Below are 14,672 nucleotides of genomic sequence, written 5' to 3'. Positions count from 1 at the left end.
TCTTGGTTACCCGATCTGATACCGGCCAGACAGAGAGTATTCTGGTAGGGAAAGGACAAGTTTTAAAATAGCTTGACATCCTTTTGATTATCATAATAAAGCATCTAAATATAGACACCAAACAACCAGTTGAAAAATCATTTAAGTACACTTATGAGAACTAATTTTATGAAATCTATCTCCAAAATTATTTGGGTTCTGGTATTTGTAAACATTCATGTTATACATGCGCAGAAAAATAAGTCACGCGATATCAATAAACCCAATGTAATTTATATCATGGCAGATGATTTGGGAGAAGGTCTGCTTTCTTATTACGGACAAAAACATTTTACAACACCTAATATCGATAAGCTGGCTCAACAAGGAATTGTTTTTAATAATTCATATTCCAGTACCTTTTGCGCCCCTTCAAGAGCTACTTTCCTTACCGGATATAATGACTGCCGCGAAAATAAATATGTGTTAACCACGGGAAGAAGTTATAAAGAAGCTGCTGTAGATGAATCAAAAGACGAGGTGATTCAGAATGCAATTAACTCCGCAATTGGAAAAGAACCGGATATTACTTATCTCCCGCAAATATTCAAGGCTGCCGGTTATGTAACAGGACAAATAGGGAAGTTGGACTATGGTTTTGTAACTACTTCAAAACAAATAGATAATCATGGGTGGAATTACCATTACGGCTATTACGACCATACACAATGTCACGGATTTTATCCTATGTTCCTACACGAAAATGGCAAGCGCGTTTCTATACCGGGAAACACACATCCGGATGCAGCCAAAACAGGAGAGTCCGGATCTGATGAGCAACAGGAAAAAGATCGGTGGGATATGAATGGCAAAACAGTCTATTCTCAGGACTTATTTTTGAGTAAAATGTTAGAGTTCATTAGGGAAAATAAAGAGAAACCTTTCTTTTTATATCATCCAACACAGCTTCCTCATGGTCCTGTAGCGATACCTGCTATTCATCCTGAAGTAGCCTTTAGCGACTCACTTACTCTAATAGAAAAGGCTTATGCCTCAATGGTGAAGAGATTGGATGACGATTTAGGGGTCATTTTTAATGAGTTGGAAACGCTGGGGATTGCCGAAAATACAATGATTGTTTTTTCATCCGATAACGGTCATGAACTCTATTATAATTATGAAGGACGCACTGCCAAGCCATATAAGAACATGAAAACCGGGGAGCCTTTTAACAATATTACCGATAAATTCTATAGTGAAATTGGCGGTGATATTTTTAATGGTAATAAAGGACAGGCTGGTCTCAAACGTAGTAATTGGAATGGAGGAGTTAAAGTCCCTTTGTTCGTCTACTGGCCGAAAAAAGTAAAATCGGGGGCACAGTCCGAAAAGCTGGTAGCTAACTACGATTTTATGGCGACAATGGCAGATATGCTTGACATTAAAATAAAAGAAAAAAAGGATGGAGTCTCTTATTTTAATGAATTCTTGGGTAAGAAAAGCAAGAAGACTAAAGATCGTAATTCTATAGCATTTGCTTCTTTTATGGGACCGGCCTTAATAACAAAGGACGGGTGGAAACTCAGATACTTCGCACCTAAAAAAATATACCAATTATACTATTTGCCGGATGATTATAAAGAAACCACCGACCTTTCAAAACAGTATCCTGAAAAAGTAGAAACATTAAAATCTGAATTGATTCAAAAATGCGACGGTAACTTAATAAATGGTTCAATCAGTTATAGTAGGAACTTTATCTATATAAAATAGAGCAAACTATTAGTGAAAGAGATGTTTATATAAAACAAAATATAATTGCATCCATCTGTTAGGAAGAATGAAGGTCTGTCTTTTTGAATCATCGACATTATGGCAGAATAATTTTTGAAAAGTTAAGAAATCGCACGAATCATTTTTCTGGCAAAAGAATGATTAAAAAATAAAAATTTAATTAAAATGAATAAAGGTTTAAGGAAGGTCGTTTTATCCTTGATGGTAATGTGTTTTAGTTTCCACGTACAATCACAGAATAGTACAACTATTAAGACAAACAACCATTTATTAGAGTTTGCCAACCTGGCTAAAAGTTGGGATGAAGGGGTTCCTTTGGGAAATGGATTTATAGGGGCGCTTATTTGGCAAAAGAACGACCATTTAAGAATGTCCTTAGACAATGTTTATCTATGGGATTTAAGGCCAATGGAAAATTTAAATAGCCCTGAATTTAAGTTCTCATGGGTTTACGAGAAATGGAAGTCTGATCAGTACAAGGATGTACAGGATAAATTTGATGTTCCCTACGACAGGTCCCCGGCTCCTTCTAAAATCCCGGGAGCAGCTATAGAGTTTGATATCAGCTCTTTTGGTGATGTTAAAAAAGTTAGCCTTTCTTTAAATAATGCGCTGTGTAAGGTGAAATGGGACTCGGATATAGAGTTTTCATCGTTTGTTCACGCATCCAAAAATGAAGGCTGGTTTAAGTTTAAGGGGGTCGATGAAGATTTTAAACCGATGTTAATTCCTCCGGTTTATGATAAAGGATCGGATACCGATGCATCTCCGGTTAAAGGCCAGGACCTGCGTAAACTTGGTTATTCAAATGGAAAACAGATTGGGGGTAATAACCGGCTGGAGTATATTCAGGAAGGCTGGGGAGGTTTTAAATATAAGGTTAGCGTAGCGTGGACTTATGTAGATAAAACCATCATAGGTAAATGGAGCATTATCACAAACTCCAAAAATAAAATTGATTTATTTCGAACAGAAGATGTTGTGTCGACAATGAATAATGAAAAAAGCTTTGAAAATGCATTACGAGATCATTCACAATGGTGGGATAATTTTTGGAGTAAATCGTCAATACAATTACCAGATCATGTTTTGGAAAAACAGTGGTATATGGAGCAATATAAATTTGGCTCTTCGGCAAGATCAGGAGCACCTCCTATCTCACTTCAGGCCGTATGGACTGCCGACAATGGAAAGTTACCACCGTGGAAAGGAGATTTTCATCACGATTTAAATACCCAATTAAGCTATTGGCCTTCTTATTCAGGAAATCATCTCGATCTAGAGATCGGCTTTTTAGAATGGTTGGTAGCCAATAAAAAAAGTTTTAAAAAATATACTAAAACATATTTTGAATCTGACGGATTAGCCGTTCCGGGGGTTACTACTTTAACAGGAGAGCCTATGGGAGGATGGATACAGTACGCTTTTGGGCCCACAGTTTCAGGTTGGTTGGGACAGCATTTTTATTTGCATTGGCGTTACTCAATGGACAGAGAGTTCTTAAAGGAACATGCTTATCCCTGGATTAGAGATGTAGCTATTCTTTTTCAGGAAATTTCTGTTAAAGATGAATCAGGATTACGTAAACTACCCATTAGTTCAAGTCCGGAAATACATAACAATTCCAGAAAAGCCTGGTTCGGCGAAACTACTAATTTTGATTTGGCTACTATTCGATGGACATACGGGAGGGCTGCAGAATTGGCCCAGGAATTGGGTAAGAATAAAGAAGCAAAGAAGTGGAAGGAACAACTCAAAGAATGGCCTTATTTTGCTATCGATGACCAAAGCGGATTAATGGTAGCACCTGATAATCCTTATACCCAATCCCACAGGCATTTATCGCATCTAATGGCGTTCCATCCGTATGGATTGATTGATTACTCGGGTGGCGATAAGGATAAACAATTGATAAATAATACATTAGGCCAGTTGATTAAAGCCGGAACCGATTATTTTACAGGATATTCGTTTAGTTGGTTGGGGAATTTACAGGCGAGAGCTTTTGATGGGGAAGGGGCAGCAAAGACCTTGAGAATTTTTGCTGAGAATTTCTGTTTGCCCAATTCTTTTCATGTAAACGGAGAGCAATTCAATAGAGGATATTCCAAGTTTAAGTATCGTCCCTTCACCTTAGAAGGTAATTTTGCATTTGCAGCAGCCATTCAGGAAATGTTGATTCAAAGCCATACGGGGGTCATAAAAATATTTCCAGCCGTTCCTGAAAGTTGGAAAGATATTGGATTTCAACAATTAAGGACCGAAGGAGCATTTTTGGTTTCTGTACAAAAGAAAGAAGGTAAAGTTGTAAGGGTTACTGTTCTTTCTGAAAAAGGAGGTGTTTTAAAACTGCAAGACCCTATTAACAGTAAGGATTTAAAAATTAATACAGCGTACAAAATTAAAAACGGAGTTATTATAATTAAAACAAAGCCTGGTCAGGAAATAACGATTATGGATTAACGCAAAGAATAATAAATGTTTCAGATAACAGGTTTATTTGATAGTAGAGATGTAAATGATGCTGACTTTATATTTGATGGATAGCTTTTGTATCGGGGGGATATAAGTTAATCATTTAAATTTTATTGCAAGAAGTTTTGTTATAAGAGATGATTTAAGGAATTTTCAAAAAGGAAAGCTCTCGTTTAAAGAAGCTGCCAAGAGTCAGCTTCTTTTTTGGTTTGGGGAGATACTACCTTATTATTGCTGTGCGACTGTCGGATTTAGAATTGACTAATTTATCTAATGTGAATCGGTTGCATATACTACTCATATTTAGTGAGTATTATTATCAATTTTACCTTACGGGTGTACGCACCCTTGATAAATTCTTTAACCTGTAATAAGTTTAATACCATCTTTCTCAACCTTGTACTTTGGTCATAAGCTCATAATAATTCCAGTTTTTCAGTACAAAAGCTTCTTCTATAGCAATCCCAGCTCTATCTTCCTGATTTTTTAATAAAACAAGAGGACTTACTTGATGTTTAACACAGAAATCAATAAGCCCTGCTGTATATATGTAAACGATTATTTCCCGTACAGTTCCCTTTTTGAGTTATACTCTTTCCGAGTAGATTCTGACATAGTCAAATCAGCCGTAATTTCGATGATGTATTGTTAATTTTTGGTTTTAGTTATTTTTTATCGATTCCGCGATGCTTTTTATTTGATCCAATGTCTCTTCCCAGTTTTTTTCTGAATGTTCGCGCATCGTTCGGTTTTTGATTTCGGAATGTGTTAGTTTTAGCACGGTTATTATACCTTTTTCTTCGAGATCAAACCGAATTTTTGAATAGTTTTCAGGTTTGTCCGGTAGTCTTGAAAAGTTGCTCCAAAAGGTATAAACAAAGAGTTTGTTTTCTTCAAGATGGATAATATTCCCCTTATCGACATATTCTTTTCCGTCCCAAGAGAATTTGAAGAGCAGCTCGCTGTCGACTTTCCAGTTCGATTCTGTTTCTACGCCCAACCATCTTTTAATATGCCTGGGTTCTGTTAAGACATTCCAGACCACCGTAGGCGATGCTTTTATTGTCCGTTCTTTTTTTATTTCCATAATGTTTTGGCTTTTCGATTCGAAATACGATAGTAGTAGTATTGTAAGGAATAAGTATTTCATTTCGTTTTTTAAGTTTGCAGGTAACTTGTACTTTGTTGGGGAAATACCATTAATATCATTGGTAATACCTTGTCAAAATGTTTTAGGTTTTTATAAACCATAACTGCTGGAAACCCGGGAAAAGAGTTATTCTTCATAAGATTTGTATACTTCCCTTACTCTTTGAATCCCCAATCTTTGAGTAAAGGTTTTTGGGTCAAAATTCACTTTTTTGTATTCTTCAAAGGCACGTTCTTTTGCGTTTTCAAAATGCTCTAAGTTTTTCCAAAGTGCTATGGTAATTACTTTTACTGTGTTGTCGTTCTCATCATTTATCATTACTTCATCTTTGATAAAGCCTGGAAGCTTTTTAATGATATTTCTGCTGAGAGACATCTTCTTCATGAACTCAGAATATGCTTCTATAGGAACAATAAATCTGTCAACGAAATATACATTTGAACTTGGTTCATCCAACGGCTTGGGTATATGGGCAGGCTGTTGCGAAAATGCAGGTGCATTCATCAATATTTCAGAGTCAAAAATTTTTCCATTTTCCAAAGTATAAATAACATATCCCTGGCTGTACATGGTATCATGTGATATTGAATTATTACCGGGGATCTTTTTATGAGTTTTCTTTATTGTTTGTCTGACAACAACATTGTTATCTTCAGAGATTAGTTTTTCGATAGCCCATAAAGCATCCGGAAAAATGTTAATAACATCACTGATGTCTTTTTTAAATGCTCTGACTCCTTTATGTCCCTTTTCGTTGGTATATTTTTTTGATATCATGTTTGGTAACTCATCCCATTTTCTTCCATTTATTACCACATTATATAGGTGTTTGATAAGTTCTTTGTTCTGATTTTGTATTTTAATTTTTGATTCCATGGTTATAGGTCTTAAATGGTTTATGTTTTCCTGGGCCTTTGCCGAATGCAATAATTGGATTAATAGCAATAACAAAAACAGTTTTTTTTGATTTGATTCCATATTTTTTAGTGTTGGGACAGTTATGAAAGACCATGTTTTATTTTCTTAAACGAAGCCAGATGCAATGATGAAATTAGATTCAGTGATTTAAAAATTTATTGATCTTTTGAAATAGCTTTTGAGAGGACCCTGAAGAAATATCGGTTAGTGGCCAAACATGGGACACTCCTTCAAATTCTACTAAAATTAAATCAGGTTGATTTTTCTTTATGGTCTTAACGAGGTTTTTGCCACCGTCATATAGTATTTCATCTTTCCCAACCATAATCAGGCTTGGTGGGAATGTTGAAAAAGATAAGTTTGATGGCGTTAAAGTATTGATGTCTATACCATCCGCACTGTCGCCTCCTGTTATCATACGGCTCTCCTTGTTTCGAACATATATTTCCTGATAAACAGGTTTAAAATCCTTTAACCCATTGGAATATGGGTGTTTAAGGGGTGTGTCATACTTAACAAAAACTATTTTTGTTTGTGTTTTTTTGGAAAAATGACTTATAAATGCTTTATGAGATTCAATGCCCCCCAAAGCAAATGAACCACCGTGTACATAGCGTAATATTCTATTTCGTTTTGTCTCTTGCGGGCAGCATGTATAGGTAACCACGCCATTAATTTTCTCTCTATTGAAGGGAACACCTTCTGAAGGCGGGTAAATAGTCTCCAAAGTATTGAAAAAAGTTCTTGTTTGAGTCAGTTCTTCTTTAGAAATCGTAGTGTCCATAATTTTATGTTTTTTACCAGCAGAACAAACAATGAATATTAATATCAATAAAAATGGTGTTTTGGTGTTGATTTTTAATCATAATCAACATTTTACAATTTTTCTCTTTTGAGCAATTTTGCATCTAATGAGTATTTTCCTCCGCCTAAAAAAATAATCGTCAAGGCGATACCTGCTGCAAGCAAGTGATACTCAAAACCTTCCCCTTCTTGTTTCCCAAACCAATTCATAAAAAAGCCATTGTTCCAATGGTACGGCACGGCACCTGTCATAACAATAAAAATTAAAAATGCCATTATTCGACTCTCGAGTCCAACCAATAGGAATAAGGAAGCAAAGAATTCTATAATTACTATTGTGATAGCTATAGCCAAGGGCAAGTTATAGTCCTGAATAAGATGTTCTATGGCGCCATTTATATTGGTTATTTTGCTATAACCATGCGGTAACATAACGATTCCTAGACTAACTCTTAAGATGAGTGGGGGAATACTGCTGTTAAGTCTAAAAGCCCGACTCATTATAATAAAAAGTGTTTTCATAATATTATAGATTTGAAAGGTTCCTTAATTCCGAAATAGGAAATATCATGTGTATTTATATATTTTCACAAATCATTCATTAGCGAATTTACATTTGTAATCAATAGGTTAGATGTCTGTTTTTCGGTAGAAATGGTACATTTTTCTTTACAATTTAGCCAGGGAAAATAACATTCCCATTGCGTGGGGAAGGTGTTTTAACCGGCTCAGGTTTCCTGATAGATTGAGATTGGACTGGACCACAAAAGCACATACTGGCCTTTATTGTTTCCGATATAGGGCAGGCTTGATTCATTACACATTACAGGGACGGTTATGGTGTGTTTCTATCACTGCCGGGGAAATAATTATGACTGGATTTAATATTTATATACCAACAAACATACCGGACTTATGATGTTGGACACAAGTTGTTGGAAAAATATCGACTGATGAAGTTAGAAGATCTGCACTTTTACAATGGGTTCGTATGGAAGCTACAATTTTATAGATATTTCTTGTAGAAGCCTCTTTCAGGGTTTCGTTGTAAGCCTTTACGGATATGGTGTTCAGCTTGATCAAAAAAATAGAAGGGACATTTTTGATCCATGCTTAAAAAGGTTACTCGATCATCGAGATTTAAATGCTCCGACACTTGCCCCTCTCATGGGTTTGCCCCGGGGTAGTTTACTTCCTACGGTATTCCAATGGGGATATACTTTCTATCTTTTTAAAGATTTTAGAAAAATACGAAGGTTCGGTATAACCTAATATAAAAGATATTTCCTGAACACTTAAGGATGTTTGTTTTAATAAGCTTTTGGCATCAAGAATAACAACATCAATAATATGATTCTTTGCCGTTTTTCCAGTTTCTGAAAGTAAAAATTCACTAAGATACTTAGGTGTGATATTCATTTTCGAAGCGTAAAAACTTACTTGTTTTTGCTCCCGAAAGTATTTGGCTACCAACGATTTAAATGTAAGAACCTGATTTTCTTTTATATTTAATGTAGTTTGATTATTAATTAAATGCTTATAGTAGAGTGTTTTTATGTATTCTAATAACGAATATACAATGCCGGGTAAAATATTTGGTTCTTTCGTAAACCGGCTCATTAATAAAAAAAACGTCTTTATCTTTTTATATTCTTGATTTTTCAATTCAAAAACATGGTGTCCTCCTGGTTGAAAAAAAGGCAACGAACTTAAAAAGACGGGGGATACCAGCTTTTCCAGCAAGGTTTCCTGAAATAGGATTGTATCGGTCGGAGCATCGGAATCTGTCATCCATTGCGATACAATTCCGGGGCCAAGTAATATTAAACTGTTATTTTTAATAGTGTAATTTTGGCAGGCAATTTTTACCCGGACATTACCCGGGTTAGTAAGGGCAATACCATAGAAAGTATTTCTAATAGGAAAATCAATGGAAGCTTTTTTATAAATATTACTATCTACCATTAAATAAGGTAGCTTTGAGTCCTTGAAAAAAGTGTAATTTAAATAGTCATAGACATCAAAGGATGTAATATCTTTATTTTTTTTCATTCAACAAACTGTAAAAAACAATAAACAACATAAATGTATACCTTTTGTATTTGAAAATCATATTAAAAACAGAAATAATTACTTTTTTACTCGAGAACCGAGGTTTATCCCGATAGCACGTGAACTAAGACGCTTGTCCCGTGAAATGTTTCTGAAGAACTTCACGGGACAAGCGTCGAAATGTTTTGCCATGTGCCGGCCGGCTCCATAGCTAAAAAGGTCTGCCAGACCTTTTCTTTACGCTTGGCCTTCTCGTGGGCTTGCCCCGAGGTAGTTTACTTTAAAGCCTGTTTTCAAACTATTTAAAAATTTCTTCAAGTTGCTCCCCCAGTGATTTATGGTCAAGGTTCTGGTCTATAACCATCCCTTCCTTATCCAATAAAAAAGTAGTAGGCATATACTTTACATGGTATGCTTCCCTCACTTCCGATTCCTTAAAGCCTTTGAGGTCTGAGACATTGATCCATGTAATCCCGTCTTCTTCAATGGCTTTTTCCCAGGCTTCCTTGTTATTATCCATAGAAACGGATACGATCTCAAAAGGTTTGTCTTTGTATTGAGCATACAACTCCCTGAGATGCCTATTTTCTTTCCTGCATGGCTTGCACCACGATGCCCAGAAATCGAGCAATACATACTTTCCGGTTAGCGAAGACAATTTAACTTCTGTTCCGTCCGGCCTGTTTAAGGTAAAATCGGGAGCATTCTTTCCTGTTAACTGTAAAGCAGCCTGTTGATCTTTTATCTTTACGATCTCCTTATACATATCATAGTCTTCAAATAATGCAATATCGCCGGCTTCCATCCATTTTACCAGGTCTTTGTATTTAAGGGCGCCCATTCTGTTATCGCTATACAATACATACAACGAGACCAGCGATCGCGGATTTTCCTTTATAAACCGATATGATCTTTGCATTCGTTCTTCAAACAAACTGCTCAGCTTTTCATTCTTCAGTGTTTCCGGCAACGTGGTATCGGCCTGTACGGCATGAGCCGATTCCTCATACACCTTCAGTACATTATCGACATAGTGTTCATACTTTTCTTGTTCGGGCGAATTCTTAATCTCTAAGGATGGGGCTCCTTTCTCTTTTCCATAACTCAGATTATAACTTCCGGAAGGTTCTATAAAAAGTACCGGCTGCCCGTAGTTGCCTTCTACCCTAACCTCATATACCGAAGGTTTCCCGCATGCTATTTCAAAGCTGTAGACACCTCCCTCTACAAGCGTGGAATCTGCTACCTCATAAGCTCCGTCGGTATGTATAAGTTTTACATGGGCACCGTTAAAACGCTCATTAGCAAAAACTCCTTTAATGACAGCTTTTTTTTGCCTGGTTGAACAAGAACAACATGCAATTGCCATTCCTAATATCATCAAAAATGTTCGTTTCATACGTTTAAAATTTTGTAATTGATTGAAAATGAAATAATTAAAAATTTAAGAACGTATGCAACCACTCTGCTGTGCTCCGTTCTCACATTAAGAAATTTAAACATTTCCTTTTATGAATTAATTTTTAAATTTCTTGATGTTCGTTTCATACAATCTATTCTTTTAAAAATTTGTTTAATGTTTTCTCCAGTGCTTCTCCCCTTAGCGCATCTCCCTTGGCTATTATTACGCCTTTTGGGTCTACAAGCACCATATAAGGAATGCCTCTGTATTGATATATATCCATTGTGTGTTTGTTACGGTCGAGCAATTGATGGTAGGGCATATTTGCTTCAGCCATGCCTTTCTCCCATTTTTCTTCACTATCGTCTATTGATATTGCAAGTACTTCCAGTCCATTATCCTTAAACCGCTTGTAATTCTCAATTACATTTGGGATTTCCTTTTTGCAGGGGCCGCACCACGATGCCCAAAAATCCATCAAAACAAACTTTCCCCTGAAAGAAGACAACTGCAACTGTTTTCCTTCACTGGTTTCAAGAGAAAAATCGGGAGCGGCTGCACCTACATCCGATGCTTCCTGTAATTTCACTTTATCGTTTAGTGCCTTTAAATAGAACCGTTTTTGGGCTGAAGGAGAAAAACGGTTTATAATGTCCTTTAAAAAACCGGTAGGTTCATTCCTGAAATTATTATATACTATAAAGGACAAGGCTGTACTGTTTTTGTTGTGATCTATTGCAGCTATAATATTCTCGCGTTTCACTTTAAAAAGAGAATCTATGATGGCAGAATAATAGTTTAATCGTTTTCGATTCTCTTCCGATTGTTCTACTTCATTATACGCTTTAAATGCTGCATTGTATTCTTCGCTATACCGATCGAGGGCTATGCTTGCCGGGAAATTCTTATCCAGGAGGTTCATTTCCTCATAAGCAGGGGAACCGGATACTTCTATATGCTGAAGGCTTCCTTTGTCTATCCCGGCTTTTAGGACTACGACCTTTCCGTCTGTAAAAAAACCGATCCTGTTTCTTGTCTGGCTATAATTGAGGTTGCCGAGTGAAGGGATATATATCTCCCGGTATACCGGACCATCTTCCCGGGCTTGTATTGCAAATTCAAAATGCCCTTCCCGGGAGATCACCGTATCTACAGGCTGAAAATAAGGATTCAGCAATATCACTTTCTCACTTTTAAGCCCATTTATCTCTCCTTGTATTTTTACTAGGCGCTGCTTTTCGGATGTGCATCCAACCCATATGGTTAAACTTATGGCACAGGCGATAAACGAAAGGTATTGTGTTTTTAGTTTCATTAGGTGTCGTTATTATGGTTTATATATTTTTCCTCCTTTAATTATCAGCTCCGGATTCAGTAACCGGTTCAGGTCCTCAAGCGGATTGCCTGATAAAATAACCAGATCGGCCCTTTTCCCTTTTTGTATAATCCCCCTGTCGTTTAAACCTATCGCTTTTGCACCTGTATTTGTAGCACTCTTTAAAGCTTCAAAGGGAGTAAAACCACATTTATTTACTAATAATTGTAATTCTTCCACCAAGGGAATACTGTTATCCATAGTATAAGGCCAGTCGGTCCCTGCTACTATTTCGACCCCTTTTTCCTTAGCTCTTTTTGTTATGCGAACACTGTTTTCCAGCCCATTGTTCTCGGCAAGCAAATTGGTAGGGTCGAGAATAATGTTATTGGCCTTCATCATACCGAATACTTTATCCAGACGTCTTTCGTCTATCGGTTCCATTTTAGCCGACATATCGGGATTCACCTCATGGGCCATATCGAAAGCATGCGACATACTGTTCACTCCTGCTACAGCCACATCTGCAGGCATGGCCGGAAAAACTGCTGCATGGCTCCAGGCCTGTAAATGTTGCCTGTGTGCTTCTGCTGTAATCTTCTTTACCAATCCGGCTGAAAGGTCATTGTATATCTTGATGCCGGTAACACCGGCTCCTTTGGCTTCTGCTACAACCTGTCGGATGTCTGTAGTGTCGGTGATTATCCTGCTCCACGGACTGTAACCCTGACGCTGGTCATCCGAATGTGTATTTATCATATCAAAATAACCGGGACCGGCAAACTGGGCCGCATAATAAATTTCCGGGGCAGGGATCTGCTGTAGCGCCGATGCTCTCTCGTAATATCCGAGTAACACTGCATTTCCTGCCATATCCCGTACCGTAGTGATCCCGGCATACAACATCTTGTGCAATACTTTTTCGGTTTCTTTCCGGTTTTCGGAAAGGTCAGGCTTCGGTACGGTAGCCAGGTGTACATGAGCATCTATCAGTCCGGGTATTACATACTTTCCCGACAGATCGAATACCGTTCCCTTAAAACCGGCGATACTGTCCTTATCGTAAAAGACCTCGGAAATTTCGGTTCCTTCTACCAGGATAGCCCCTTTTTTCGGTGAAGAGACCGATGTTACGTCAACTATAAATACATTCCGCAATAATATGGGATCTGATTGTTGTTGTGCCCTGATATTGGTATGTAATATCATTACAAACACCAGGCACATTACATAGTACTGTAATTTGTTCATGTTTATTTCGTTTAAATAATGGGTGAAAAATCTGATCAGCAATACCATCCTGAACCTGTAAAGTGTTACTGTCTGTTTACAATAACCATCAGAAAGCTCAGGATGATATTTCAGTTACCGGATAGCAATCTATGATCAATAGCCCTGATTCTGCTCTATTCCCGACCTGTCGATTTCCAATTGTGGTATAGGCAAAGCATAACGGGTATCGTTCGGACTCATGGAAGAACCGTCTGTTCGGGTAAATCCTTGCTCTAGCCTTTTAAGGTCGGTAAACCTGAAACCTTCAAAAACCAGTTCTTTTCTTCTTTCCTTTAATATGGCATCGAGCAGGGGTTCGCTACCCGATTCGTAAGCCCCGATCCCGCGATTGGTCCTAAGTGTATTTAAAGCTGTTATGGCTTTGGTATTCTCAGAGAGCTTTGCGTAGCTTTCGGCAAGGATCAGGTAAAGTTCCGGTACGCGGATCAATTTTAAATCGGCTGTTCCTGGATTAAAACTGGCCTCATCAACAGTTCTCAACCCCACATATTTCTTAGGGAAATAAGCGCCCGGCTGCAAAGGGTTCTCTCCAAAATAAACGGGAAAACGGATATCGCTATCTTTATCATACAGATCCAGAAGTTCCTGCGGGGCATTAAACGGATAACTAAAGTAAATAGGAATAGCGAACATGGCTGCATTTACATTGCCTTCGCTATCGTCGAACCTGATCCTGAAAATGATCTCGTCGGACTCATCATAATACCACTCGTCTTCCAGAGCCTCAACTGTATTCACAAGCTTATATCTGGTATCTGTAAGCGCCTGCTCGGTATATTTCACGGCCTGTTCGTAATTTCCGGTCTCATGATAGATCCTTCCCATTAAGGCTCTGACAGCCGTTAAGGATATACGGTAAGAATTCGCTTCATTAGTTGCCAGGCGCTCTGCTTCTTCAAGGTCGTTTAGTACATATTCAATGAGCTCTTTATTGGTGCTCCTTGGCTTAATATCGAGCAAAGCATCTGTTTCGAACCTGTAAGGCACGGCCAGGGCTTCCTGATCACTCACATATGCTGGAGCAAATAAACGGTACAGGTTATAATGTAAATATGCCCTCAGAGCAAGTGCTTCGCCCAGATAAGCTGCAAAATCGGGATTGGAAGCGCCTCTCGCCTCCCGGATAATGGTATTGGCATTTTCGATAGCCTGATATGAAATACGCCATAAACCTTCCAGTTGAAATGCATCACTACCATAGGCCAGAGGATAAATATCCCTGTCGACACCATCAAAAGCAAAACCTTCATTGGTCCCTAAAAGATTATCCGACACCGATTCGGTAACCGTTAAAAAACTCATGTTATAAGCTGTGAGCTCTTCCTTCATTACGGCATAAACCCCGTCTAAGGCACTTCGGTAAGCCTCTTTGCTATCTAAAAAATCGCCGGGTGCTGCCCCGTCTAACGGATTTTTTTCTATAAAATCTTTTGAACACCCAATCAGTAAAAAGGTGATATATATGTATTGTATGTATCTTTTCATTTTGT

General features: G+C 37.7%; 11 protein-coding genes. 2 read left to right on the top strand and 9 right to left on the bottom strand.

All coding sequences use genetic code 11. The features are described 5' to 3' along the window. Positions 1-153 precede the first annotated feature (153 nt). Positions 154-1,752 carry an arylsulfatase gene (locus MQE36_RS00090; RefSeq protein WP_242937177.1) on the top strand — a complete coding sequence of 533 codons (1,599 nt, stop codon included), beginning with the start codon at positions 154-156 and terminating at the stop codon, positions 1,750-1,752. 186 nt (positions 1,753-1,938) lie between these two features. Continuing rightward, positions 1,939-4,236, top strand: a complete 2,298-nt coding sequence (locus MQE36_RS00085; RefSeq protein WP_242937176.1) for a glycosyl hydrolase family 95 catalytic domain-containing protein — start codon at positions 1,939-1,941, stop codon at positions 4,234-4,236. A 673-nt stretch (positions 4,237-4,909) separates the two neighbouring features. Here MQE36_RS00085 and MQE36_RS00080 read toward each other — a convergent pair. The 9 genes from MQE36_RS00080 to MQE36_RS00040 all read right to left on the bottom strand — a co-directional run bounded on the left by MQE36_RS00080 (position 4,910) and on the right by MQE36_RS00040 (position 14,667). Continuing rightward, positions 4,910-5,335: an SRPBCC family protein gene (locus tag MQE36_RS00080; protein WP_242937175.1), complete on the bottom strand. Its 426-nt coding sequence runs from the start codon at positions 5,333-5,335 to the stop codon at positions 4,910-4,912. Between the two features lie 189 nt (positions 5,336-5,524). After that, positions 5,525-6,274 (bottom strand): ester cyclase, encoded by a 750-nt coding sequence (locus MQE36_RS00075; protein ID WP_242937174.1) that lies wholly within the window; start codon positions 6,272-6,274, stop codon positions 5,525-5,527. Positions 6,275-6,455: 181 nt separating this feature from the next. Further along, a complete protein-coding gene (locus tag MQE36_RS00070; protein ID WP_242937173.1) occupies positions 6,456-7,100 on the bottom strand; it encodes an alpha/beta hydrolase in 645 nt (214 codons plus the stop codon). A gap of 92 nt (positions 7,101-7,192) precedes the next feature. Next, a complete protein-coding gene (locus tag MQE36_RS00065) occupies positions 7,193-7,642 on the bottom strand; it encodes a DoxX family protein (RefSeq protein WP_242937172.1) in 450 nt (149 codons plus the stop codon). Between the two features lie 666 nt (positions 7,643-8,308). Then, positions 8,309-9,172, bottom strand: coding sequence for a helix-turn-helix domain-containing protein (locus MQE36_RS00060; RefSeq protein WP_242937171.1), 864 nt, complete (start codon positions 9,170-9,172; stop codon positions 8,309-8,311). Between the two features lie 298 nt (positions 9,173-9,470). Continuing rightward, a complete protein-coding gene (locus MQE36_RS00055) occupies positions 9,471-10,571 on the bottom strand; it encodes a TlpA disulfide reductase family protein (protein WP_242937170.1) in 1,101 nt (366 codons plus the stop codon). 154 nt (positions 10,572-10,725) lie between these two features. Beyond that, positions 10,726-11,889, bottom strand: a complete 1,164-nt coding sequence (locus MQE36_RS00050) for a TlpA disulfide reductase family protein (RefSeq protein ID WP_242937169.1) — start codon at positions 11,887-11,889, stop codon at positions 10,726-10,728. A 12-nt stretch (positions 11,890-11,901) separates the two neighbouring features. After that, on the bottom strand, positions 11,902-13,140 hold the full coding sequence (locus tag MQE36_RS00045; protein WP_242937168.1) for an amidohydrolase family protein: 1,239 nt from the start codon (positions 13,138-13,140) through the stop codon (positions 11,902-11,904). Between the two features lie 135 nt (positions 13,141-13,275). Continuing rightward, complete coding sequence (locus MQE36_RS00040) at positions 13,276-14,667, bottom strand: RagB/SusD family nutrient uptake outer membrane protein (RefSeq protein ID WP_242937167.1); 1,392 nt, start codon at positions 14,665-14,667, stop codon at positions 13,276-13,278. Positions 14,668-14,672: the final 5 nt, after the last annotated feature.

It is taken from the genome of Zhouia spongiae (assembly GCF_022760175.1).
Taxonomy (GTDB): Bacteria; Bacteroidota; Bacteroidia; order Flavobacteriales; family Flavobacteriaceae; genus Zhouia; species Zhouia spongiae.
Note: the sequence above shows the minus strand (reverse complement) of the source record. Positions and strands in the feature narration are given on the sequence as shown.

What these genes read in the sequence shown, in the direction of transcription:
- MQE36_RS00090 (WP_242937177.1), top strand. Translation starts at nt 154, where the DNA reads ATGAGAACTAATTTTATGAAATCTATCTCCAAAATTATTTGGGTTCTG.
- MQE36_RS00085 (WP_242937176.1), top strand. Translation starts at nt 1,939, where the DNA reads ATGAATAAAGGTTTAAGGAAGGTCGTTTTATCCTTGATGGTAATGTGT.
- MQE36_RS00080 (WP_242937175.1), bottom strand. Translation starts at nt 5,335, where the DNA reads ATGGAAATAAAAAAAGAACGGACAATAAAAGCATCGCCTACGGTGGTC.
- MQE36_RS00075 (WP_242937174.1), bottom strand. Translation starts at nt 6,274, where the DNA reads ATGGAATCAAAAATTAAAATACAAAATCAGAACAAAGAACTTATCAAA.
- MQE36_RS00070 (WP_242937173.1), bottom strand. Translation starts at nt 7,100, where the DNA reads ATGGACACTACGATTTCTAAAGAAGAACTGACTCAAACAAGAACTTTT.
- MQE36_RS00065 (WP_242937172.1), bottom strand. Translation starts at nt 7,642, where the DNA reads ATGAAAACACTTTTTATTATAATGAGTCGGGCTTTTAGACTTAACAGC.
- MQE36_RS00060 (WP_242937171.1), bottom strand. Translation starts at nt 9,172, where the DNA reads ATGAAAAAAAATAAAGATATTACATCCTTTGATGTCTATGACTATTTA.
- MQE36_RS00055 (WP_242937170.1), bottom strand. Translation starts at nt 10,571, where the DNA reads ATGAAACGAACATTTTTGATGATATTAGGAATGGCAATTGCATGTTGT.
- MQE36_RS00050 (WP_242937169.1), bottom strand. Translation starts at nt 11,889, where the DNA reads ATGAAACTAAAAACACAATACCTTTCGTTTATCGCCTGTGCCATAAGT.
- MQE36_RS00045 (WP_242937168.1), bottom strand. Translation starts at nt 13,140, where the DNA reads ATGAACAAATTACAGTACTATGTAATGTGCCTGGTGTTTGTAATGATA.
- MQE36_RS00040 (WP_242937167.1), bottom strand. Translation starts at nt 14,667, where the DNA reads ATGAAAAGATACATACAATACATATATATCACCTTTTTACTGATTGGG.